Here is a 24655-nt window from a genome sequence, read left to right as displayed (position 1 = left end):
TGAAATTTTTAAGTTTTTTTTCGTTGGTTAGAGCATTAAAGTTTCTGAATCTTGGCTGAGTCGTTATGATTTCTTTCTGCTGCTTTTTAGGCTTTTTTTTTCCTCTAAAAATTGGGTGACTAAAGATTTTGCAGAAGTGTTTTCTTCAGCATCATAATTTGTTTCTGCATATTCATCTTTGTGTTTTATGAGCAACCAGGAATTGCCTTCAGTGTTTTTCATTTTAACCAAAGCAAATTCACCTTTCAATTTTTTACCGTGGAGAATAAATTTTAATGATCCGGCGTGTAATTCCTTTAACAGTTCTTTCTCATCGGAAAGCTTGTTGTTTTCTTCCAGTGGTTCGTAAGTGCCACTGTCCCAAACCTCAACCTGGCCGGCTCCATAATTGCCTTCAGGAATATTCCCTTCAAAATCTTTATAATCGTATGGATGATCTTCCACCATCATGGCAAGACGTTTATCTTTAGGGTCTAATGATGGACCCTTTGGAACGGCCCAGCTTTTAAGGACACCTTCCATCTCTAATCGAAAATCATAATGGAGATGTGATGCCGCATGTCTCTGAACTACAAAAATAAGTTGATCCTTACTCTTCTTAGTTTTCCCTTTTGGTTCACTGGTTTCGTTGAATTTCCGTTTTTCGTTATAATCTTTAAGAGCCATTACGATGCATTTTTGGATTTAGAACTTTGTAAACTGGCTTTCAATTGTGCCATTAAGTCAATGACTTTACCTTCTTTTGTCGGCTCTGCCTTTTGGGCTTTTACACTCTTACCCTTCGCTTTCTGTTTGATGATTTTCATTAATGCTTCTGAATAGGTATCCTTATACACAGTAGGATCAAACTCCTGGGAAAGTTGTTCAATAAGACTTACTGCCATTTTTAATTCCGCAGGTTTTGGAGCTTTCTTAGGTGGAATCTTTAAGTCTTTATAATCCCTTATTTCCTGATTAAAGCGTAATCTGTTAAGAATTAAAACCTCTTCATTATAGGGTCGAATCATTCCGATAGCCTCACTTTCACGAAGAACAAAAGTTCCTATACCGACCATTTTAGTTTCTGTTAAAGCTTTCATTAGAAGGCGGTAAGCGTTTTCTCCGTTTTTCTGAGGTTCCAAAAAATAAGGATTTTCAAAATAAACGCTGTCTACTTCCACTTCTTTTACGAACTGATCAATAGAAAGTATCTTACTCTTTTCGGGACTTGCTGCTTCGTAATCTTTATCGTCAAGAACAATGTATCTGTCATCCATGAGATAAGCTTTTACGATGTTTTCCCATTTCACTTCTTTACCTGATTTTTCATTGACTCTTTTAAACTTGATATTTGAAAAATCAGATTTATCAAGCATATCCAGATCCAACTTACTTGTTTCGGTTGCGGAATAAATCTTTACAGGGATATTGACTAAACCAAAGCCAATGGCACCATTCCAAATTGCTTTCATTGTACTATGTTTACATAATAACGTACAATGATTGTGCCGAGTGAAAAATATTTACTAAATGTATTATTTTGATTAATATTAAAAATAGAGGATAAGCACACTAAATTATTATTTGTATTTTGGACCAAAATAAAATATAACCTATAATGAAAACAATTTTTACTTTTTTATTTGTACTTGGAGTAAATGTCTTTCTATCGGCACAGAAAGTCGATTACAAAAATAATATCATTACTGTGGATGGAAACAAGCTTGGAAAAGTCGAAGTACAGAAACAAAATTTTGGGCTTACCAAAAACTTTAACCTTTACTCAATGGAAGGCGAAAAACTGGTCATTGCAGTTCTCAGTACAGAGTTTGAAGGTGATAAAAATGACAATGCAAGTATGTACTATCGTTTCACTTTTTTACCTACCAATCAGGTTGGAATTTTCAAGTTATCAACGTTGGGGATGGAGAAAGGGTTTGTAAATTTAATCGGTAAAGGAGGAGTAATTGAAGGGAATAGCTTAAATGCAGATAAAATTACAGAATTAATTGCTACAAAAGGAGTGACACCCAGAACTGCCGTTAATTATAGTTTGGTATCACGTAATAAAAACTGGCCAATCGAGTTAAAGGAAACAAAGTCAATTGAACAGGGAGGAGAAACGATTGGTTTTTTTACTTCTACAGGATATATAAACGGTCAAGATTCGTACGAATTTTTTATTCCCGATGGAATTATGGTAGCTAAAATAAGTTTTGCAGGAGGAAACAATGCTCAGAATTTTGAATTATTTACAGCACGGGATAAAGTGCGGAAAGTGGTTTCTATTCCACAGAAAGATAAAGTGAATTCTCTTTCATCCGTTGTAGATCCTAATGCACTTACTCTTAAAAGAATTACGGCTTGGTTGGTACAGAATAATTATCTTTAAAAGCGAAAAAATTAATGATTTGAAATTCTAGATCAATGATAAAAAGCGGATATATTCTCCGCTTTTTTTATGCTTTAAAATCAGATTTATCATGTGTAAATATATAATCGAGAGGTGTGATAGTAGCTGTTTAGTTTTATTACCAATTGGCAATTGACAATAATAAGTATTTGTATATCTTTAAAATTCGATTGATCAAAACATGAAAGAGCTATTTAATTACATCAGAAAATTTGGAATGCTTAGTGACAAAGAGGAAGAATTAATTGCTGGTGGAGTCAAAGAAGTGAACATTTCTAGAGGAGAACCATTTGTAGAAGCTGGTAAGGTAAGCCAAAAGATTGCTTTTGTAAAAGAAGGGGTATTTCGATCATTGTATTATAACAAACAAGGAGATGACTTTACGAGGTACTTTATTTATGAAGGACGGTTTATTGGAGATTTTCAAGGTTTTGCTGATCAGGTACCTTCTAATGAATATATCGAAGCTATAACCGATGGGGTATTATTAACACTTGATTTTGATTTTTTAAAATCAATTGAAAAGGAAATTATTATTTGGCCTGTTTTAATTGCTAAGCTACATGCTTTTGTCGCTGAGAATAAGCTTAAGGTAGTAAGTACAATGCTCAACCTGGATGCTAAATCCCGATATCTTCATTTTCTCAGTCATTATCCTGGCCTGGCCAATCGTGTTCCACAAGCAATGTTGGCTTCTTATTTAGGAATTACTCCTTCTTCATTCAGTCGTATCCGGAAAAATATATTATAGAAATCCTTTCTTGTCAAATGACAATTGCCCCGCTATTCATATATGATAGCTTTGTCATATACAAAAACGATAAATTATAGATATGGATATTGTATTAGGTTTACAGTGGGGAGATGAAGGGAAAGGTAAATTCATTGATCTTATTAGTCAGAATTATGATATTGTAGCACGTTTCAACGGTGGGGCTAATGCCGGACACAGCATAGAGCGTTATGGAAAGAGAATAACATTAAAATCTCTTCCTTCAGGAATATTTATGAAGGGTGTACAAAATGTAATCGGAACAGGAATGGTCCTGGATCCTGTTAATTTTAAAAAAGAAGTTTTAAATTTAAGATCATTTGATGAAACCATCCAGGTGGAGAAGCATGTTTCTATTTCAAAAAAGGCACATCTTGTTCTTCCTACTCATCAATTAATGGATGTCTTCATGGAAGAAAATTCTTCTTATGCGGCTATTGGAACTACACGAAATGGCATTGGACAGGCATATGCAAACAAGATTCTTAGGCAGAATTTACGAGTAGGGGATATTTTATCACCGGATTTTACGGATCGGATAATTCATATTTTAGAAATAGATTATAATCAGCTTTTGAGCTATGGGCAGATACTTCCGTCATTAGAAAAACTATGTGAAGATTTTTTTGATGCCGTAGAGTTTCTGAAAAGATTTGAATTTATTGAAGCAGAAATATTTTTAAATAATTCATTGAGTGAAGGAAAGACCATTCTGGCAGAAGGAGCACAAGCTACATTGCTTGATATTGATCATGGCACCTATCCATATGTTACTTCTTCAACTACTTTAGCAGCGGGAGCCTGTAGTGGTTTAGGAATTTCACCTAAAAAAGTAGGTGAGATATATGGAGTTGCTAAAGCCTATTGTACAAGAGTAGGTAATGGAATTTTCCCTACAGAAATATTTAATGATCTGGGTGAAGAAATTAGACAGAAAGGCAATGAATTTGGATCCAATACAGGAAGGCCAAGAAGGATTGGCTGGTTGGATCTACCCGCTTTGAAATATGCTGTTATGATAAATGGGGTAACTCAGCTGGTGCTTACTAAAGCAGATGTTTTAAGTGGTTTTGAATCAGTAGCCGTATGTACTCACTATGAAATACAGAATCAGCAGATTTCAGTGATGCATGGTTTATTTATTGATGATGAAGTTCAACCCGTGTTACAGTGGATGAAAGGCTGGGACGAAGATATTTCCAATTATGATGATGCTTCTTCTTTACCCGAACAATTGAAGAATTATCTTAGTTTCCTGGAAAAAGAATTGAAAATTCCTGTGAGCTATCTTTCTACGGGACCCGGAAGAGAGCAGATTATAAAAATGGATTAAGAATAATCTATATCTTTCTATTCGTAGATGCTGCTTCCTTTTAATAGGTCGGAGAAAACTTTCCAATTAATCTTTTCTAAATCAATATTTTGGCTGGTATTAATATAATAACCATCTATATCTTGAATATAGCTAGACATTGCTTCTAAATAATCTTCAATGGTTCTGTTTTCTCATTGCTCCTTATTTTCGATAAAATCTTTCCTAAGATTGTCTATAAAATCAATGAGTTCTTCTTTTGCCATATGGGATAAAATAAAAAAGCGAGGAAAAACCTCGCTTTAAATTTATGCTTTTAAATTCAATTTTAATTCTAACTCATCGAGTTGAGCATCCGCAATAGAAGCTGGTGCATCGATCATAACATCACGTCCTGAGTTATTTTTAGGAAATGCAATATAATCTCTGATCACTTCATTTCCGTCAAGAATAGCTACCAAACGGTCAAACCCGAATGCTAAACCACCATGAGGAGGAGCTCCATATTTGAATGCATTCATTAAGAAGCCAAACTGAGCTTCCGCTTCTTCTTTTGAGAACCCTAAAAGATCAAACATTTTTGACTGAAGATCCTTATCGAAAATTCTGATAGATCCACCACCAATTTCATTTCCATTAAGAACCATATCATAAGCATTAGCTCTTGCTTTTCCAGGATCTGTTTCTAATAAGTGGATATCTTCAGGTTTTGGAGATGTAAATGGGTGGTGCATAGCGTGGTATCTTTGAGTTTCTTCATCAAATTCCAATAATGGAAAATCAACTACCCAAAGAGGTGCAAATACATTTCCTTTTCTCAATCCTAAACGGTTTCCAAGTTCCATTCTTAAAGCTGAAAGCTGAGTTCTTACTTTATGCTCATTTCCTGAAAGGATCAACATGAGGTCTCCTTCTTTTGCTCCAAATTTTTCAATGATCTTTGCCAGATCTTCTTCATTATAAAACTTATTAACAGAAGACGTTTTTACCCCGTCATTTTGGAATTTTACCCAAACCATTCCCGAAGCTCCGATCTGTGGACGTTTTACCCAGTCCACCAATTCGTCGATTTGTTTTCTGGTGTAGTCTGCGCAACCTTCAACATTGATTCCGACAACCAATTCAGCATCATCAAATATTTTGAATTCTTTTCCTTTTACAAGCTCATTCAGCTCCACGAATTCCATTCCAAAACGAATATCCGGTTTGTCATTCCCATATTTTTGCATGGCATCAGCAAAAGTCATTCTTGGAAAAGTTCCGAATTCCTGACCTGTAATATCTTTAATAAGCGTTTTAGTCATCCCTTCAAAAACGTTCATTACATCTTCCTGCTCTACAAAAGCCATTTCACAGTCTATCTGAGTAAATTCCGGTTGTCTGTCGGCTCTTAAATCCTCATCACGGAAGCATTTTACGATTTGGAAATATTTATCCATTCCACCTACCATCAAAAGCTGTTTGAAAGTTTGTGGAGATTGTGGTAATGCATAAAACTGTCCTGGATTCATTCTGCTAGGAACCACAAAGTCTCTTGCTCCTTCCGGAGTAGATTTAATAAGAACCGGAGTTTCAACTTCAATAAATCCTTCATCTGAAAGATAATTTCTTACTTTTTGAGCCATTTTGTGACGGAAGATCAATTTATCTTTCACAGGATTTCTTCTGATATCCAGATAACGATATTTCATTCTTAGTTCCTCGCCACCATCGGTTTCATCTTCAATAGTGAAAGGTGGAAGCTGTGACTCATTTAGAATCGTTAATGTTTCAACTAAAATTTCAATCTCTCCAGTTGGAATATTAGGGTTTTTGCTTACCCTTTCAATTACTTTTCCCTTAACCTGAATCACAAACTCACGACCCAGTTTTTTAGCTTCTTCCATCAACTGAGTAGAAGAACGGTCCTGGTCAAAAACCAACTGAGTGATTCCGTAACGATCTCGTAAATCTATCCAAATCATAAATCCTTTATCACGGATAGTTTGTACCCATCCTGAAAGTGTAACTTCTTCATTAAGATTTTTTAGAGATAATTCTCCGTTGGTATGTGTTCTGAACATTGATAAGATTTTTTGCAAAGATAATATTATTTTTTCCTAAAACTTTCCATATGCCAAGTCTTAATCGTTTTGGAAGTGATATTTTTGAATCCTATTAATATGATTAAAGATTATGACAAAATATATAGACTTTTTCAAAAAAGCATTTAAAGGTGGAGATGTAGACTATACAAAGATCAGTATAAGGAGTGCTGTACTTCTTTTAGCCATTCCGATGATGCTGGAAATGGCAATGGAGTCTGTATTTGCTCTGGTAGATCTGTATTTTGTAGGGCATCTGAAAGAAAGTGGTTATGCGATACAAACCGTAGGGCTTACAGAATCTGTTCTTTCTGTAATGTACTCTATTGCAATCGGGATGAGTATGGCGGCAACAGCTTTGGTTGCAAGGAGAATTGGTGAGAAAAACCCTGAGCAAGCTTCCAGAAGTGCTGCACAGGTTTTATTTGTTTCGATTGTCATTACTTTTATTCTAAGTTTACTTGGAGTAATTTACGCAAAGGAAATCCTAATTCTTATGGGTTCTAAGCCAGAAGCAGCCGCTTATGGTAAAGATTTTACAAGAATGATGATGGGAAGCAGTGTTATCATTATGCTTCTGTTTTTAATTAACGGAATTTTCAGAGGGGCAGGAAATGCAGCCATTGCAATGAAGAGTTTATGGATCGCAAATATTGCCAATATTATTCTTTGTCCCATTTTAATTAGGGGCTTTGGTCCTATTCCGGCAATGGGTTTAACTGGCGCAGCCCTTGCAACAACAATAGGAAGAAGTGTGGGCGTTATTTATCAATTGTATCATCTCTTAATTGCTGATACACAAATCCGAATAAAATTAGATTATTTTAAACCAGATTTCAGATTAATAAGATCAGTTGTAAAAATAGCAACTCCAGGAATTTTTCAATTTGTTATTGCATCATGCAGCTGGATATTTCTGGCACAGCTTGTCGCAACAACGGGAGGAGAAAATGCTTCAGCAGGGTATCAGACAGCATTAAGATTGATGATGTTTTTTATGCTTCCAGCGTGGGGCTTAAGTAATGCTGCTTCTACTTTGGTTGGACAGAACATGGGGGCTAACGAGATGTTGAGAGCCGAACAATCTGTGATGAAAACCGTAAAGTATAATGTTGTTTTTATGCTCGTTGTAAGTTTGATATTTTTTCTTTTGGGAGATTTTCTGGTCGGTTTTTTTACACAGGAGGTTGAAATTAAAAGCTTTGCTAAAAATGCGCTGCATATAATGAGTGTAGGTTTTCTTTTCTACGGAATAGGAATGGTCATGGTTAATGCTTTTAATGGAGCCGGAGATACATGGACACCGACCTGGATAAATTTTTTTGGATTTTGGATGTTTCAGATTCCTTTTGCCTACTTTCTGTCAAAACATCTTGGAATGGGGCCGAAAGGGGTCTTTATTTCAATCCCTGTAGCAGAAATTCTAATTACAATAGTGGCTTTTATATTATTTAAAAAAGGAAAATGGAAGACCATTAAAGTTTAGATTTATAAAAACTTTAACAGCGATAAGTAGTCTGTTTCGAACGAGTTTTCTTACATTCGTATGAATCAACAAATACTTAATTATTATGGGAAAAGGAGACAGAAAATCTAGAAGAGGTAAAATTAATAATGGAAGCTATGGGAAAAGAAGACCTAGAAAAGCTTCTAAATCATTAGTGACTTCGGAAGAAAAATCTAAAAAGTAAACAAAATAAAAAAAGGCCAAAGATCTATTCTTTGGCTTTTTTTATATACAAATTAAATTATTTTCCAAAAATATTTCCCAAAATACCACCTAGTCCTCCTTCCTGCTGTTTTTGCTGTCCCCCTCCTAAAACACTTCCTAAAATGTCGTTCAGTGGATTTCCAGATGATTGAGATTGTCCACCACCCCCTAATACACTTCCTAAGATGTCATTTAATGGATTGGATTGCTCAGCCTGAGCCTGATTAGATGCATTTCCAAGTATTCCGCCTAATAAATCACCTAAGCCTCCGGCACCAACATTATTTTGTTGTTTTTCTTTACCAATATACCCCATGATAAGTGGAGCAAGCATAGCCAGAACGGGACCTATTTTATCAATTGAAATCCCTGTATTTTGTGATAATTGATTTTCTACATTTTGTTTGTCACCACCAAAAACATGACTAAGGATTGAACCTCCTTCTGCTTGTCTTGCTTCTAACTGAGAAGAGTCATCTAAAATACTTCCGTTATGATCTTTATCCAGGGCGTTGTTTAATGCTTCAGCTTCTTTTGAATCTTGTGATTTATTTCTTAAATATGAAATAACTAAAGGTGCTGCAACAGCCAACAATGCAATAATCTGGTTTTTACTGATTCCAAATTTATTTTCTGCCTGTTCTGCAACCTGGTTGCTTGTATTTCCTGTAAGCAAATCGATTAAATTCATGTTTGTGTCTGTTAAATTGTTAGTAAACCAAAGTTATCAAAAAATATTCCCAAACAATTTTTTTAATCTAAAATTACTGTTAAAGTTTTCTTATATCTTCGTCGGTATATCCTTTAGATCTTAACAGCTTAATGTATTCTTTAGCGCTGGCAGTCATCCAGTTGATTGGTTCCGGAGCTTCTTTCTTATCAATAGTAAATTCAAGAATACCCACATTGTCATTCATCCACGGCAACATATAATATTTTAGTCCGCCTTTGTATTTTTTAAAATCGTTGAAGCTTTTTCCTTTATCTGTTGATGATACTGCGCTATATGAAAGAACATATCCTAAAGGGATAAAAAGACAGAGCCAGGATATCTTTTTGAAGGCAGCATATTTTGAAGATGATAGTCCATATCCAATAGACAACGCAAAGATGATATTGAACGGAATAAAAAATACATAGTTATCCGAAACCGCATAAAAAGTTGAAAACCCATAGACGCATAATGATCCTGCAAAGAATACAAAAAACATTTTTGCATTTGATTTATACAATAAAAATGCACCAACAACTCCAAAGAAGGTAAATATGTTGAAGTTATAAATTAGATAAACAAAAGACTTAAAGAAGTCCTGTACATATTGTAAAAATGTTTTGTTTAAGGAGTCTTCAACCCAGGTTCCCTGATCGGAAGTATAAGGAGAGCTTAGTGATAATCCCTGAGAAGTATTTAAAATAAATAGAGAAGAGAAAAGCACTAAGAAAATAAGCAGGGATAAAAAGACTTGTTTTTTTTCTGCTCTGAAATAGAAAAGAAATAAAAGAAGCGCCGGGATCAACAGGATATTCTGAATATGGATCCAGAGACTGATCCCTAAAAATAATCCACTTAAAACAATGTAATTTTTTTTATTTTCTATAAAACTTTTTATTATTGAAAAAAACACGAGGCTAATCCATAAAGAATTATAGGTGTATACTTCTACTATTTCTGCATTTTTCCAAAAAGTAAAGCTAAAACCAAACACAAAAGCTGTAGTGATGGATACCCATTCGTTTTTTGTAATAATCCTTACAGTGAGGTAAATTACCGCAATTGTGGCTGCTCCGGAAAGAATAACCAGAATCCTGCTTGCTTCTATAGAATTAATATTGGCTAAATTCTTAATAAGAATTGCCGTATTGGTATAAAAAAAATGTGTCGTAGCTGTGGCTGTGGTCATCCATTCACCTTTTTCTACAAGTGCTACAAATCCAACGCAATCAGCAAAAGGAATTTTTGTAAAACTCCCAGCATAATAGATGAATAAAAAAATGAGAAATAAGAGAAAAGCGGTTACGTTTTTTTTCATTACTAGTTCTTAATGATTGGGACATTAGAACATGCCTCTCCAAACATAAGAGACTTTACAATAGGTTTCAATTGTTCTACCAATTCTACATAGGCATTTTCCGGAATTTCTTTATCTGAGCAACCTTTTACGAGAACTCTTTTGCCTCTCATGTCATCGAAATCATAAGTTTGTATTGCATTGTGCATTAATATCACTTCAAGATCTTCACGATTGCCAAAAACTATTTTTTTTGCTGCATCTGTAAGTTTAGCTGTAAGGACGAAATATGCCCATAATGGAACAATGGCATCTGCGGAATTATAGATGTAAATATAGGTATCGGTATATTCGTCGGTGTTGATAGCGGCAACTTTCTCGCGAAAATCTTTTTCTTTTAAGATCATTTCCTGGAAAAGAAAATCTTTAAGATCTATACCCTTACGTATTCCTTTGGGAAGAAGAGTAGTAAGATCAAAATTTACCAGACCACTTTCATTTACTTTATTTCTGATTTCAAATTCTTCTGACATTTTTTATCATTATCTTTGAACAAATTTACAAATTAAGATTTAACAAAGTCTTAATTTGTTCTCTATCCTTATTATAGAAATGAAATATTACATCATTGCTGGCGAAGCATCAGGGGATTTACACGGAAGTAATTTAATGAAAGCTTTAAAACAAAAAGATTCAAATGCCGAATTTAGGTTTTGGGGTGGCGATCTGATGACTAAACAGGGTGGCACATTAGTGAAACATTACCGTGATTTGGCTTTCATGGGGTTTTTGGAAGTGGCTATGAACCTAAGGACAATTCTTAATAATATAAAATTTTGTAAAGAGGATATTAAAAATAACAGACCTGATGTTTTAATTCTGGTTGATTATCCAGGATTCAACCTAAGGATCGCAAAATATGCCAAAGAACTTGGGATAAAAGTAGTATATTATATATCTCCTCAGCTATGGGCATGGAAAGAGGGTAGAGTAGAGATTATCAAGAAGTACGTAGATGAAATGATGGTTATCTTACCTTTTGAAGAAGATTTCTATAAAAAGCATGGTGTTCACTCTCATTTTGTAGGCCATCCTTTACTGGATGCAATTTCAAGTTTACAAGAGATCAACATCGACGCATTTAAAAAAGAACATGGTTTAAACGAAAAAGAAATAATTGCACTGCTTCCGGGATCGAGAAAACAGGAGGTTGAAAAGATGCTTGAAATAATGCTTTCTGTAAGGCCTCATTTTAAAAATTATCAATTTGTAATTGCTGGTGCACCAAGTCTTCCCAAAGAGTTTTATCAAAGTTATGTGGATGATAATGTTCATTTTGTTTCCAATAGAACATACGATTTGTTGAGATGTTCTAAAGCAGCATTGGTAACCTCCGGAACAGCAACTTTAGAAACGGCCTTGCTGAATATTCCTGAAGTAGTATGCTACCGTGGAAGTAAAATCTCCTATGCCATTGCTAAAAGGTTAGTGAAGAATATCAACTATATTTCTTTGGTAAATCTGATCATGGATAGGGAGGTTGTGAAAGAATTGATACAAAATGATCTGAATACTAAAAACCTTGTTGAAGAACTAACTAAAATTTTGGAAGGAGATAAAAGAGATCAGGTACTAAAAGATTATGAGCTGCTTAGAGAGAAACTTGGCGGAAAAGGAGCTAGTGATCATGCTGCAGATATTATTTTGAAAATATAAAGGAAAAAACATATCGGATTTCTGTTCCTATATTTTAAGAAAAACAAAACCATACAGTTATGTGGTTTTTATTTACTATTTTGGTATAGTAAATCCTTAAGTTGAACAAACAACCGCTTTTTATTCTTGTCCTGTGTTTTATCCTTGGAATAGTTTTTCAGGATCAATTTTCGCTGAATAAAACGGCAATATTTATTTTTGCGGGAATTTGTTCAGCCATTTTTGCTACACTATTTTTAAAATCTTATCTAATACATAAAAGCAAGTCGGTTTTGTTAGGAATAATGTTTTTTGGAATAGGGATTATTATTCATTGTTGTAATATGGTCACTTCTTCTGAAACCAATTTTGATTCATCAAAAAACACTGTAGTCTTTAAAATCTCTAAGAAACTAAATTCTAATGAAAAGTATAAAAATTATGAATGTATTGCACAGGTTGGGAAAAAGTACTTTAGTTCAATTGTACGTATACCTGTAGAACGCGATCAGCTTGATTTTGATCACTACTATAAAGTAGAAGCTTTTATAGGTAAGCTAAAACCTCCACAATATGATTTTCAATTTGACTATTCCCATTACCTGAAACGGAAAAATATTGGGTACCAATTGTATGTGTCGAATGAGATTCTTTCTGTTCCAAGAACTGATCTTGATATACAGGAAAAAATTAAGCAGAAAAGGCTTAAAGTCCTGCAGAATATAGATAATACCGACATTTCTGCTCAAAGCAGGGAGTTTTTAAAAGGTGTTATTCTTGCCGATAGGACGGAGATTGATTCCTCCATAGTGCAGGATTTCAGCAGATCAGGGCTGGTTCATTTTCTTGCTATTTCCGGAACACATATTATGGTGATCTTTGGATTGTTTTATTTTCTTTTTAAATTGGTACTACCTCTCAAATTTAGGCGATATACCATCATTATAAGTTTAGTGTTTCTCTGGTTTTTTGCTGCTTTTATTGGGTTTGGTAATTCAGTACTGAGGTCATGTATCATGTTGACCGTTTATTTTATTTATGTATTGCTTCAAAGAAAACCCGATGTATTACATTCTATGGCTTTGTCAGCTTTTATTATTCTAATTTTTGATACTCACCAGCTTTTTAATATAGGATTTCAATTAAGTTTTATTGCCGTTTTGGGGATTTTCTGGTTAAATCAACCTATTTTAAAGTGCCTTCCAAAGCAGGATGGCTATGGTAAAAAGTTAATCTTTAATACGATCTCTATTTCGATTTCAGCTCAATTGGCAACCCTTCCTTTGGTCTTATATTATTTTCATCAGTTTTCTTTTATTTCCATTTTAGCCAATTTTGTTATTGTTCCTTTCTCTGAACTGATCATTATGTTATCATTTGGAATGGCAGGCTTAATTGCCCTCCATTTAGATTTTGATATCATTAATATGGTGTATGACTTTGTGATTCACGGATTATTAAAATCTATTCATTGGTTTGCCGATTTCGATTTTCTCTTTTTTGAAAATATCTCAATGAATTTGGTTGAGGTTTTTCTCTTGTTAATAATTATATATGTGCTGAGGTTTGTATTTCTTAAATTTAATTTTAAAAATATAATGAGATTCATCATACTAAGTTTAATGTTTTTTATTGTCCGGTCTGGGTTTAATATTAAAGAGAATCAGAGAGAAGAAATTTTGGTTCACCAAGTAGGAAAGGATAAGGTACTTTCAATTAAGGATGGAAACAGGGCTTATTTTTGGATGGCAAATACTTCTGACAGAGAGAAAGTAATTAAGTATGTGATTAATCCATACAGCTCATCAAGAAGATTAAAAAATATTGAATTGAAAAGTTTAGAGGGTATGACGAAAAAGATTATCTATAAGAGCAAAATTTATGATATAAATTAATTGTTACATTTTTTTATTTTTTCTCTTATTTACTATACTTTAGGCTCTTATTTAGAAAGATTACAAACTGGCTAATAGTGAGATTTCTCACTTTATAATATTGTTAACATTTCCTAATTTTGTAGAAATTCAAATTTAAACTTAATATGGCAGGTTTAACGAGTTCTACAATAGGTAGAAAATATGCTATGGCATTATCAGCTATGTTTTTGCTGATTTTTCTTATACTGCATTTAACAACAAATTTATTATCTGTTATAAATCGCGATGCTTTTAATACAGCATCAGATTTTATGGGGTATAATCCTTTTGTTCAATTCTTGATGCAACCTATTCTTGGTTTTGCAGTTCTTTTCCATTTTATTATGGGATTTGTGCTGGAGATTAAGAATAATAAAGCGCGTCCAGTTAAATATGCTTCAAACAATGCGGCTTTGAATTCTACATGGATGTCTAGAAATATGATTATTTCCGGAGCTGTTGTATTGGCTTTTTTAGCGCTTCACTTTTATGATTTCTGGATTCATGAAATAAACTACAAGTATGTGGAAGGGCTGGCTCCGGATGCGGAACGTTTTTGGCCGGAATTGCATGAGAAATTTGCTGATATCTGGAGAGTAGCTTTATATGTAATCTCATTTGTATTATTGGGACTGCACCTGGCTCATGGATTTCAGTCTTCTTTCCAGTCAGTTGGTGCAAGACATCCAAAATATACTCCAATACTTAAGGCGATAGGAACTTGGTATTCGATCCTTATTCCATTTGGGTTTATTTTTATTGCAATTTATCATTTTGTAACTCAATAATATCAATATACTAATATGAGTAAATTAGATTCAAAAATTCCGGCGGGTCCTTTAAAGGATAAATGGAAAAATCATAAAGATCATATGAACCTTGTTGCACCAAACAACAGAGATAAGATTGATATTATTGTTGTAGGTACAGGTTTGGCAGGTGGTTCTGCTGCAGCTACTCTGGCTGAGCAAGGATATAATGTAAAAGCATTCTGCTATCAGGATTCTCCAAGAAGAGCACACTCTATTGCAGCTCAGGGAGGAATCAATGCAGCTAAAAATTATCAGGGAGACGGTGACTCTACTTACAGATTGTTCTATGACACGATCAAAGGTGGTGACTACAGAGCAAGAGAGGCAAATGTTTACAGATTAGCTGAAGTTTCTGCAAATATTATCGACCAATGTGTTTCTCAGGGAGTTCCTTTCGGTAGAGATTACGGCGGTCAATTAGATAACCGTTCATTTGGTGGGGTTCAGGTAAAAAGAACTTTTTATGCAAAAGGACAAACTGGACAGCAGTTATTATTAGGTGCATATTCTTCATTAAGCCGTCAGATCGGAAAAGGAAGAGTAAAAATGTACAATCGTCACGAAATGCTAGAATTGGTAATCGTAGACGGAAAAGCAAGAGGGATCATCGCTAGAAACCTTGTAACTGGTGAAATTGAAAGACATTCGGCTCACGCAGTTGTAATTGCTTCAGGAGGTTACGGTAACGTATATTTCTTGTCTACCAACGCAATGGGTTCAAACGTTTCTGCGGCTTGGAAAATTCATAAAAAAGGAGCGTATTTCGCAAACCCTTGTTATGTACAGATTCACCCGACTTGTATTCCTGTTCATGGAACACAGCAGTCCAAACTTACTTTGATGTCTGAATCATTAAGAAACTCAGGAAGAATCTGGGTTCCTAAAAATATTGAAGATTCAGTTGCCATCAGAGAAGGTAAATTGAGACCTGAAAATATTAAAGAAGAAGATAGAGATTACTATCTTGAAAGAAGATATCCGGCATTCGGAAACCTTGTTCCTCGTGATGTTGCATCAAGAGCTGGTAAAGAAAGATGTGATGCTGGTTTCGGAATTGAAAATAATGATACCAAAGAAGGTGTTTACTTAGATTTCTCTACAGAAATCATTAAAAAAGGTAAAGAAGCAGCTATTGAAAAGCATATTCACAATCCTACAGATCAGCAAATTTATGATTTAGGTAAAAGTTGGATTGAGGAGAAGTATGGTAACTTATTCGTAATGTACGAAAAGATTACTGCAGATGATCCTTACAAAACTCCAATGAAGATTTATCCAGCGGTTCACTACACAATGGGTGGTGTTTGGGTTGATTATAACTTGCAATCTACAATCCCGGGATGTTTTGTAATTGGTGAGGCTAACTTCTCAGACCACGGAGCCAACAGATTGGGAGCTTCTGCATTAATGCAAGGTTTGGCAGACGGATATTTCGTACTTCCTTACACCATTGCAGATTATCTTTCTGCAGATATCAGAACGGGAGAAATTCCTACGACTTCTGCTGAGTTTGAGGAAGCTGAAAAAGAAATTAAAGACAAGGTAAACTTCTTTGTTAATAATAAAGGAACACATTCAGTAGATCATTTCCACAAGCAATTAGGACACATCATGTGGAATAAGGTTGGAATGGGAAGAACTCCTGAAGGTTTAAGAGAAGCGATCGCAGAAATCGATGAAGTGAAAAAAGATTTCTGGAAGAACGTAAAAGTAATGGGAGAAGCTGAAGGGATGAACACTGAACTTGAAAAAGCGTTCAGGGTAGCAGACTTTATTGAATTAGGACAGCTAATGGCAATTGATGCTTTACACAGAAACGAATCTTGTGGAGGACATTTCAGAGAAGATCATGCTACTCCGGAAGGTGAAGCGGAAAGAGATGATGTTAACTTCAAATATGTAGGAGCTTGGGAATATCAGGGTGATGATATCAAACAGGAAGTTCTGCACAAAGAAGATCTTATCTATGAAAACATCGAAGTTAAAGCAAGAAGTTACAAATAATCTCCAACCTATAAATATAAAATTATGAGTGCAAAAAAAGGCCTTCATCTTACGCTGAAAATTTGGAGACAAAAAAATACAAAAACTAAAGGTCAGTTTGAGACCTATAAAATATCGGATGTTTCTACAGATTCTTCATTCTTAGAAATGCTGGACATCCTTAACGAGAATTTAATTAACGAAGGAAAAGAACCTATCGCTTTCGATCACGACTGTCGTGAAGGAATCTGTGGAATGTGTTCTCTTTACATCAATGGTAGAGCACATGGTCCTGATACAGGGATCACCACTTGTCAGCTTCACATGAGAATGTTCAAAGACGGAGAAACGATCGTTATTGAACCTTGGAGAAGTGCTGCTTTCCCGGTAATTAAAGACTTAATGGTAGATAGAAGTGCATTTGACAGAGTAATGGCCGCAGGTGGTTTTATTTCTGTGAATACTTCAGGAAATACATTGGATGCAAATGCTATTCCAGTACCTAAAGAAGATGCTGATAAAGCAATGGATGCAGCAGCATGTATCGGGTGTGGTGCTTGTGTGGCGACCTGTAAAAATGGTTCTGCCATGTTATTTGTTGGTGCTAAAGTGTCTCAGTTCGCGCTACTTCCTCAAGGAAGAGTAGAAGCAAAAAGAAGAGTTCTTAATATGGTGCAGGCAATGGATGAAGAAGGATTTGGTAACTGTTCAAATACAGGAGCTTGTGAAGTAGAATGTCCTAAGGGAATTTCTCTTGAAAACATTGCCAGAATGAACAGAGAATACATGTCAGCGCTAGTTGATAAAGGATAAAACTAGTTCAAATAGATAAAAAAAATCGTCTCCTTATTGGATGGCGATTTTTTTAGTTAAATGTTTCATAAAAAGTACTATTTAATTGTATTTAGTATACTTGAAAAACTTATTTTTGTTTAATTATTAAAAATCAAAATGAAAAAATATCTTTTATTGTTTATCATTGCAATATTTGTGATGTCTTGCTCTAAAAAAGTAGAAGTAAAAGGAAAAATTACAGGTGGATCACCATTAGAAAGAATAGAATTTATTGAAGCTTCAGGGGTTGCTACGTTACCGTTAGCTAACATTGGAGTGAAAAATGATGGTACTTTCACTGGAAGCTTTGAAGCTCCTAAAAATGGGATGTATCTTATTTCTTATGCTGGAAAGCAAAACTTAGTATACTTAAAGGGTGGGCAAACCCTTAATATCTCAGGAAATGGAATGACATTTCCAAATGATTATGTTATTACAGGAGATGCAAAAAAGAATAATGACTTCTTTACAGCTTCCCAAAAGTATTTAACTAATTATGCTCAAACGGTGAACATGAATGAGCTGATGACTAAAGATGAAAAAGGTTTTCTTGCAGGTATCCAAAAAGTTGAAAAAGATATCAACAGCAATATTGAAGAAAATGAAAGAAAATTTAGTCCTGACAGTGAGGTAGTAAAATGGAAAAAGAATGATCTTTCCAGTACATTATTATCTATTATCAGTCAGTATGAAATGAAACAAAGTCAGACCGGTAATCCTTCATTTAAAGTAGGTAAAACCTTTACTGATTATGAAAATAAACTTCAGGAAAATAAGGATGTTATGATAAAAGAGAATCCTTATTACAGACAATATTTATTGGCTAAAATGAGTCCTGATTTTCAAAAGTATGCTGAAGCAAATAGCAAAAATAAAACTGATGTTACAACTTCAGAATTGTTTGCCCAATATTTAAAATCAAAAAAGGATATCAATCAAACGGCTAAGGATTATCTTTTGGCTTTCGTAATGGCTCAGTCTGATATTCATCCAGGTTCACCCGCTAAGGTTACTGATAAGATTAAGAAGATCATCGATGAAGATATCAAAGATGCTACTATTAAGAGTGACCTTTCGAAAATTCAAATAGCAGTAAATGGTATTAAAATTGGTGATGTTGCTCCCGATGCTTCTTTAATAAAGCAAGATGGTAAATCTTATAAACTTACTGAAAATAAAGGAAAACCTTATATGTTGCTTTTCTATGCATCTTGGAATCCATACATAGGAGAAGCTGCTGTACCAGTGCTGAAAGAAGTTGTTAATTTTTATAAATCTAAGATGAATTTCGTATTTGTAAATGTTGATGATACTAAAGATCAGTTTGTAAAAACAAGTAATTCTTTACTAAAAGGAATTCCAGGAACAAATGTATATGGTGATGGGGGATTAAATTCTGATATTGCTAAGAAATATGGCGTTTATGGATTTAAGTTACCTTGTTTTGTAATCATAGATAAGGATGGTAAAATAGCAAGTAGATCTTTTGTGAATTTGGGAGAACCGGAATTGGTAACAATTTTGGATAAAATTACAGGGCTTTCTGCACCTAAAGTAAATCCTAATGTACAATTGCAACCAGGGTTAGGTGTTGATCCTTCTGCACAGCAGATGGCTCCTCAACCAGAAAATCCTCAACCCGCTCCAACAAAATAATAAACTTTAACATAGATGAAAAACCTTGTCCTAGGATAAGGTTTTTTTTATTGTATTTTTGCAAATTGAAACCGGAAGGTTACATTCGTGATATAGAAAAAATAGAAATTAGGGAATGAGAAAGAAGAAAGATATTATTCTTGAAAATATTAAGCTTTTAACAGCTGGTGCTAAAGGTGTAGCAATAGGGAAGACAGATGAAGGGAAAACCGTTTTGGTTTCAGGTGCTATTCCGGGAGATGTTGTGAACGCAAGAGTAAGAAAGTCTAAATCTAAATATTTTGAAGCTGAAACAGTAGAAGTTTTAGAAAAGTCTCCTTTTAGAGTAGATGCCAAATGTATTCATTTTGGAACTTGTGGTGGATGTAAATGGCAGAATATGAGCTATGAAAAGCAGCTGGATTTCAAACAAGAAGAGGTTTATAATAATATAAAGAGAATTGGTGGAATTGATAATTTTGAAACCATTTCAATTTTAGGTGCTGAGGATCAGTATTTCTATAGAAACAAAATGGAGTTCTCTTTCTCAAATGCCAGATGGCTTACTCAATACGAGATAAGTTCTGAAGAAAATTTTGGAAGCAGAGATGCTTTAGGGTTTCATATTCCTGGAATGTGGAGCAAAATTTTAGATCTTAAAGAATGCTTCCTTCAGGAAGATCCATCCAATGCGATCCGTTTGGCGGTAAAAAACTATGCCGTGGAAAATGGATTAGACTTTTTTGATGTTAGAAATCAGGAAGGTTTTTTGAGAACCCTAATGATGAGACAAAACTCTAGCGGGGAATGGATGGTGCTATTCCAACTTTATAGAGAAGAAAAAGAAAACAGAGAAAAGCTTTTTGAATTTTTATTGAATAAATTTCCACAGATTAAAACGTTAGTCTATGCAATTAACTCTAAGCAAAACGACTCTATTTATGATTTAAATATTAAAACATATTTTGGAGAAGGGTTTTTAATGGAAGAGATGGACGGATTGAAATTTAAAATAGGACCAAAATCTTTTTTTCAAACCAACTACAAACAGGCTTTGGAACTTTATAGAAAGACATTAGAATTTGCTGATTTAAAAGGTGATGAAGTAGTTTATGACTTATATACAGGAACCGGAACTATTGCACAGTATGTAGCCAGAAAAGCAAAACAGGTAATCGGAATAGAATCGGTACAGGAAGCTATTGATGCAGCAATTGAACATGCTGAGTTAAATGGCCTTACCAATTGCACCTTCTATTGTGGTGATATGAAGAATGTTTTTAATGATGAATTCCTGGAAAATCATCCAAAAGCTGATGTCTTAATTACTGACCCACCAAGAGATGGGATGCATCAGAAAGTTGTAGAACAGATCTTAAAACTTTCTCCTGAAAAAGTAGTGTATGTAAGTTGTAATTCAGCTACTCAGGCGAGAGACTTAGCACTAATGAAAGATCATTATAATGTAGTTAAAATATTACCTGTTGATATGTTTCCCCAAACCCATCATGTTGAGAATATTGCATTGCTGATAAAAAAATAATTTGCCTAAATTTGAATTTAAATCATATTATGAAATATTTTAAATTTCTCATATTAACCCTGATTTTGGGAATGCTTTGTTCATGTGGTGGAGATGATGATATTTGTGAAAGTGGAGAAGGAACGCCCAGAATTAAGATTGGGTTCAAGAGTGCAGCTACTGATAAAGAAGTAACTTTAGATTCTCTGTATGTTGCTGTAGATTATGGATCAGGAAAAGTGCAATTAGGAAAACAGCAAAAAATAACCTCCAGATTGGTGCCTCTTAGAGTCGATGACTCTCCTTATACAGACGTTTATATCAGGCTTACAGATAAAGGACAGGAATCCAAAGTAAGAATAAGTTATGGCACAAAAGCTACCTACGTCTCTCCGGGATGTGGTGTGAAGAAAACATATAATAATGTAAGTTCTGAATTAGTAACTCCAAATCCAGTTACTAAAGTAGAAATAGGACAAAATAATATAGAGAATGAAGACAAAACTAATCTTTACCTTCTTTTTTAGTATACTAAGCTTATTGAGCTTCGCTCAGGAGAAGAAAGTAAAAGCAGAGCCTAAAAAAGAAAAATGGAAGTATGAACCTAATTTTATGGTTGGTTTTGACGTTCTAAATTTTGGAAGTGCTTTTTTCTCAGACAGGAAATTATATCAGGGATTTATATCTTCAAAGATTAAAGGAAGTTTGCATGGAGTTGCAGAAGCTGGTTTTGAGAAAAATATTTATCAGAAGAATGGGTATGACGCAAAGGTAAATGGTCCTTTTGTAAAACTGGGTGTGTTTTATATGCTTGCTCAGGATCCTGAAAATGAGTTCAATGGTTTCTATGCAGGCGGAAAAGCTGCAGGATCATTCTATACTCAGGAGTATATGGCTGTACCTGTCCGGGGATTTGGAGGAAGCAGTTCATCTATTGCTTTCCCGTCTTCTACTCAATCTTCCTATTGGCTTGAAGGAGTTATTGGAGGTAGAGTACAATTATTTGAATCTAATTTTTATATTGATGTTAACCTTCAACCTAAGTACATGGTATTTACAACAAAACAGGACGATATACAACCTATGATTGTTCCTGGTTTTGGTAGAAGTTCATCTAAATTCAATATGGGCTTTTCCTGGAATATAGCCTACAAATTCTAATTTTTACTTTTAACCTGAACTTTGCTTCAGGTTATTTTTTTAATAATTGATATAATGCTTCCAGTTCTTTTGGAGGTGTTCCCGCATCAAATTCTGATGATTGGAAAGTTTTACCTTTATGGGTAATGATTATAGTTGATGACAGTGCCCGATCAGAAAAACGACCTGTTGTAGGTGATGGATAAGAGGATATTTTATTTAAATCAATTAAGCTCGCTTCCTTTACTATGCTTTTCCAATTGTTAGCCGATAAATCGGAGACTTTTGAAGTTTCATTTAATAAAGTAGTGATGGCAGTAGGAGTAAAAGTGGTCTTCTTATTTGTTCCTCTGGTTTGTTCCGTTAATTCGATTTTTTCAATATCATATTTTTGATCTGTTATAACTGATTTATTTTGATTGTTTTCTGTATTTTTCTGTGAATTACAACTTCCCGTAAATGCTATAGAAAATATGATTGTAGATGCTATAATATTCTTCATTTTGAAATTTTATGTATTTTATTCTATTTATTTGAAATATAACTAAATATATTAGTTTAAACTAATATATTTGCAAATCATATAAAAAAATAAGAATAAAGAATGAGAAAATCTACTACTTTAAAGTTTCTTTTTTTACTTCCATTGTTTGTTGCAGGATTATTAAATGCACAGACTACAAATGCTGGAGTAAAAAGAGAAGCGAAATTCACAGGAAAATCTCCTGCAGAACTTACTCAGTCACATGGCTTTGAAAGATGTTCTACTGTAGAATATGAAAACTACTTGCAGGCAAAATTTCCTGGAAGAATGACTGCAGATCAATTCGAATCATGGTTGGCTCCATTGGTTAAAAATGCTAAAGCCAATAAATCACAAAACGGAAATATCATTACGATCCCAGTAGTGGTACATGTTGTTCATAATGGCCAGAACCTAGGGGTTGCTCCTAATATTGTTGATGAGCAGGTAATTTCTCAAATTACGGTAATGAATAATGATTATCGTAGATTGGCAGGTACTCCAGGTTTTAACAACAATGTTGTGGGAGCCGATGTCATGATCCAGTTCGCTTTAGCAAAAGTGGATCCTAAAGGAAATCCAACTAATGGTATTGATAGAGTAAATTTGTGTCAGCCTTCATGGGGTAGAGCAGATATTGAAAGCTTTGTGAAACCTGAAACTATTTGGGATCCTACCAAATATATGAATATGTGGAGCTTAAAATTTACTGATACTACTTTATTAGGATATGCTCAGTTCCCATCTACTTCAGGTCTGCCAGGATTGAGTCCTTCAGGAGGTGAAGCTTATTCCGATGGAGTAGTTGCTAACTATGCTACTTTTGGAAGCAGTGACTATAATGTTAATAATACTTTCCTTCTTGGTGCACCATATGATAAAGGGAGAACAATGACTCACGAGGTTGGCCATTTCTTAGGATTGCGACATATCTGGGGTGATGCAAGTTGTGGGGATGATTTTTGTGCTGATACTCCAACGGCTCATACATCAAATTATACTTGTAATCCAGCAATAGCAAGCTGTACTGTTCCTACTGTATTTGAGATGGTCCAGAACTATATGGATTATACAAATGATACGTGTATGAATATCTTTACAATTAATCAAAAAGATAGAATTACAGCAGTAATGAATAATTCTCCTAGGAGACTTGAGCTTAAAACATCAACTGCAGATCAGCCAATTGCATTATTTCCAAATGATGCCGAAGTGAAACTGGAGAGAGAATGTGCGACAGCTACATGCGCTACTACTACAGCTCAAAATGTAAAAGTATCTCTTTACAATAGAGGAACAAGTCTATTGACTTCTGCAGTAATAAATTATACTGTAAATGGAAATGCAAAGGTATTTAACTGGACAGGAAGTCTGGCTCAGGACAAATATCAAGTTCTGACACTTCCAATGGATGCGAATACTTTAGGTGGGCAAATGAATATTAATGTAACTTCAGTAAATGGTGTAGCTGATCAAAGATTATCAAATAGCAATATTACTGTAAATTATCTAGGAGCTGTTGTAAGAGCAGATGCTAATGTTGTGTTTAATCTTCAATTAGACCAATATGGTTCTGAAACAACTTGGACACTTAAAAATAGCTCAGGAACTACCGTATATAGTGGTGGCCCTTATCCGGATTCTCCAACACCAGCTCTTCCGGCTTTAAAATCATTTAACTGGACATTAAGTGCAGATGAATGTTATACATTAACTGTGAATGATCAGTTTGGTGATGGATTCTATCCTTATGGTGGATATTATAATATTAAATCTTTATCTGGAACAACGCTACTTTCAGGATCTCACTTTGCTACTACTCAAAGTAGATCTTTAAAAGTACAGATATTGGGAACTAAAGAAGTGGTTAAGAATAGCTTCGCTATTTACCCTAACCCAGTAAATGATATTTTAAATATTACCAAAGTTTCTAATATGGCAAGCTTTGAAATTCATAATGCTGTTGGACAGCTTGTGAAAGGTGGTACCATCACTAATAATCAAATCAGAGTAGCTGATTTAGTAAAAGGGACATATGTTATTTCAATAAAAGATAATGCAATTTCTGAAAGCATTAAATTCATTAAGAAATAATAATATTAAAACTTAGACTTAAAAAGAAAGTCTTCTACTTTATAGTGGAAGACTTTCTTTTTGTTGATTATATTATTGTTGTTTTTTACTTCTATTATTTGTTTGTAATTCTGTCTTTTTGCTATTTGTTGCTGTGTCTTGCTATTTTTTTGATGGTCTTATTGTTTTTTAAAAACATAATGATAATTGCTAATCATGGCAGGTTGTTTAATATAATGATT

The 24655-nt window shown here is 34.2% G+C and carries 23 protein-coding genes; 15 read left to right on the top strand and 8 right to left on the bottom strand.

Going from position 1 to position 24655, the window contains the following annotated elements; genetic code table 11:
- Window positions 1–63: 63 nt before the first annotated feature.
- Both AC3WRL_RS21790 and ku read right to left on the bottom strand, forming a co-directional pair.
- A complete protein-coding gene (locus tag AC3WRL_RS21790) occupies window positions 64–666 on the bottom strand; it encodes a DNA polymerase ligase N-terminal domain-containing protein (RefSeq protein WP_261510021.1) in 603 nt (200 codons plus the stop codon).
- Window positions 666–1451 (bottom strand): non-homologous end joining protein Ku, encoded by a 786-nt coding sequence (ku, locus tag AC3WRL_RS21785; protein WP_214827564.1) that lies wholly within the window; start codon window positions 1449–1451, stop codon window positions 666–668. Before ku ends, AC3WRL_RS21790 begins: the two co-directional genes overlap by 1 nt.
- Before the next feature lie 146 nt (window positions 1452–1597).
- On the opposite strand from ku, the gene AC3WRL_RS21780 reads away from it, so the two are divergent.
- From AC3WRL_RS21780 to AC3WRL_RS21770, 3 genes are all read left to right on the top strand, one after another.
- Window positions 1598–2371 carry a hypothetical protein gene (locus AC3WRL_RS21780; protein ID WP_492331234.1) on the top strand — a complete coding sequence of 258 codons (774 nt, stop codon included), beginning with the start codon at window positions 1598–1600 and terminating at the stop codon, window positions 2369–2371.
- A 202-nt stretch (window positions 2372–2573) separates the two neighbouring features.
- Window positions 2574–3143 (top strand): Crp/Fnr family transcriptional regulator, encoded by a 570-nt coding sequence (locus AC3WRL_RS21775; protein WP_492331233.1) that lies wholly within the window; start codon window positions 2574–2576, stop codon window positions 3141–3143.
- Between the two features lie 82 nt (window positions 3144–3225).
- The gene (locus AC3WRL_RS21770) at window positions 3226–4497 is read left to right on the top strand and encodes an adenylosuccinate synthase (protein WP_492331232.1); all 1272 of its coding nucleotides are present in this window, start codon (window positions 3226–3228) and stop codon (window positions 4495–4497) included.
- Between the two features lie 17 nt (window positions 4498–4514).
- Here the strand turns inward: AC3WRL_RS21770 and AC3WRL_RS21765 are convergent, their stop codons facing one another.
- Both AC3WRL_RS21765 and aspS read right to left on the bottom strand, forming a co-directional pair.
- Window positions 4515–4658 carry a DUF7660 family protein gene (locus AC3WRL_RS21765; RefSeq protein WP_449243642.1) on the bottom strand — a complete coding sequence of 48 codons (144 nt, stop codon included), beginning with the start codon at window positions 4656–4658 and terminating at the stop codon, window positions 4515–4517.
- Window positions 4659–4784: 126 nt separating this feature from the next.
- Window positions 4785–6539 carry an aspartate--tRNA ligase gene (aspS, locus tag AC3WRL_RS21760; protein WP_492331231.1) on the bottom strand — a complete coding sequence of 585 codons (1755 nt, stop codon included), beginning with the start codon at window positions 6537–6539 and terminating at the stop codon, window positions 4785–4787.
- 112 nt (window positions 6540–6651) lie between these two features.
- On the opposite strand from aspS, the gene AC3WRL_RS21755 reads away from it, so the two are divergent.
- Entirely contained in the window at window positions 6652–8046 is a 1395-nt protein-coding gene (locus AC3WRL_RS21755; RefSeq protein WP_492331230.1) for an MATE family efflux transporter, read from the top strand.
- A gap of 85 nt (window positions 8047–8131) precedes the next feature.
- Window positions 8132–8251, top strand: a complete 120-nt coding sequence (locus AC3WRL_RS21750) for a 30S ribosomal protein THX (RefSeq protein ID WP_214827584.1) — start codon at window positions 8132–8134, stop codon at window positions 8249–8251.
- A 57-nt stretch (window positions 8252–8308) separates the two neighbouring features.
- On the opposite strand, the gene AC3WRL_RS21745 is transcribed toward AC3WRL_RS21750, so the two are convergent.
- The 3 genes from AC3WRL_RS21745 to AC3WRL_RS21735 all read right to left on the bottom strand — a co-directional run bounded on the left by AC3WRL_RS21745 (window position 8309) and on the right by AC3WRL_RS21735 (window position 10813).
- Window positions 8309–8962, bottom strand: a complete 654-nt coding sequence (locus AC3WRL_RS21745) for a DUF937 domain-containing protein (protein WP_214827587.1) — start codon at window positions 8960–8962, stop codon at window positions 8309–8311.
- 79 nt (window positions 8963–9041) lie between these two features.
- Window positions 9042–10301: a protein O-mannosyl-transferase family gene (locus AC3WRL_RS21740; protein ID WP_492331229.1), complete on the bottom strand. Its 1260-nt coding sequence runs from the start codon at window positions 10299–10301 to the stop codon at window positions 9042–9044.
- A 2-nt stretch (window positions 10302–10303) separates the two neighbouring features.
- The gene (locus AC3WRL_RS21735) at window positions 10304–10813 is read right to left on the bottom strand and encodes a DUF2480 family protein (protein ID WP_261510012.1); all 510 of its coding nucleotides are present in this window, start codon (window positions 10811–10813) and stop codon (window positions 10304–10306) included.
- Window positions 10814–10892: 79 nt separating this feature from the next.
- Here AC3WRL_RS21735 and lpxB point away from each other — a divergent pair, with 79 nt between their 5' ends.
- The 9 genes from lpxB to AC3WRL_RS21690 all read left to right on the top strand — a co-directional run bounded on the left by lpxB (window position 10893) and on the right by AC3WRL_RS21690 (window position 21838).
- Window positions 10893–11996 carry a lipid-A-disaccharide synthase gene (gene lpxB, locus AC3WRL_RS21730; RefSeq protein WP_492331228.1) on the top strand — a complete coding sequence of 368 codons (1104 nt, stop codon included), beginning with the start codon at window positions 10893–10895 and terminating at the stop codon, window positions 11994–11996.
- A gap of 101 nt (window positions 11997–12097) precedes the next feature.
- A complete protein-coding gene (locus AC3WRL_RS21725) occupies window positions 12098–13870 on the top strand; it encodes a ComEC/Rec2 family competence protein (protein ID WP_492331227.1) in 1773 nt (590 codons plus the stop codon).
- Between the two features lie 146 nt (window positions 13871–14016).
- A complete protein-coding gene (locus tag AC3WRL_RS21720; RefSeq protein WP_214827597.1) occupies window positions 14017–14679 on the top strand; it encodes a succinate dehydrogenase cytochrome b subunit in 663 nt (220 codons plus the stop codon).
- 15 nt (window positions 14680–14694) lie between these two features.
- Window positions 14695–16707, top strand: a complete 2013-nt coding sequence (locus AC3WRL_RS21715; protein ID WP_214827599.1) for a fumarate reductase/succinate dehydrogenase flavoprotein subunit — start codon at window positions 14695–14697, stop codon at window positions 16705–16707.
- Between the two features lie 24 nt (window positions 16708–16731).
- Window positions 16732–17499, top strand: coding sequence for a succinate dehydrogenase/fumarate reductase iron-sulfur subunit (locus tag AC3WRL_RS21710; RefSeq protein WP_214827602.1), 768 nt, complete (start codon window positions 16732–16734; stop codon window positions 17497–17499).
- Window positions 17500–17637: 138 nt separating this feature from the next.
- Window positions 17638–19176, top strand: a complete 1539-nt coding sequence (locus AC3WRL_RS21705) for a TlpA family protein disulfide reductase (RefSeq protein WP_492331226.1) — start codon at window positions 17638–17640, stop codon at window positions 19174–19176.
- Window positions 19177–19291: 115 nt separating this feature from the next.
- Window positions 19292–20698, top strand: coding sequence for a 23S rRNA (uracil(1939)-C(5))-methyltransferase RlmD (gene rlmD / locus AC3WRL_RS21700; protein ID WP_261510006.1), 1407 nt, complete (start codon window positions 19292–19294; stop codon window positions 20696–20698).
- 29 nt (window positions 20699–20727) lie between these two features.
- Window positions 20728–21204: a DUF6452 family protein gene (locus AC3WRL_RS21695; protein ID WP_214827633.1), complete on the top strand. Its 477-nt coding sequence runs from the start codon at window positions 20728–20730 to the stop codon at window positions 21202–21204.
- Complete coding sequence (locus tag AC3WRL_RS21690; RefSeq protein WP_261510005.1) at window positions 21170–21838, top strand: DUF6048 family protein; 669 nt, start codon at window positions 21170–21172, stop codon at window positions 21836–21838. The genes AC3WRL_RS21695 and AC3WRL_RS21690 overlap by 35 nt, the downstream gene beginning before the upstream one ends.
- 31 nt (window positions 21839–21869) lie before the next feature.
- Here the strand turns inward: AC3WRL_RS21690 and AC3WRL_RS21685 are convergent, their stop codons facing one another.
- Window positions 21870–22319, bottom strand: coding sequence for a hypothetical protein (locus AC3WRL_RS21685; RefSeq protein WP_214827639.1), 450 nt, complete (start codon window positions 22317–22319; stop codon window positions 21870–21872).
- 102 nt (window positions 22320–22421) lie between these two features.
- Between AC3WRL_RS21685 and AC3WRL_RS21680 the strand changes: the two genes are divergently transcribed.
- Window positions 22422–24434 carry a M43 family zinc metalloprotease gene (locus AC3WRL_RS21680; protein ID WP_492331225.1) on the top strand — a complete coding sequence of 671 codons (2013 nt, stop codon included), beginning with the start codon at window positions 22422–22424 and terminating at the stop codon, window positions 24432–24434.
- Window positions 24435–24655: the final 221 nt, after the last annotated feature.

The organism is Chryseobacterium sp. FW101-FHT12H09 (genome assembly GCF_058790395.1).
This window is presented reverse-complemented; position numbering and strand designations above follow the sequence as displayed.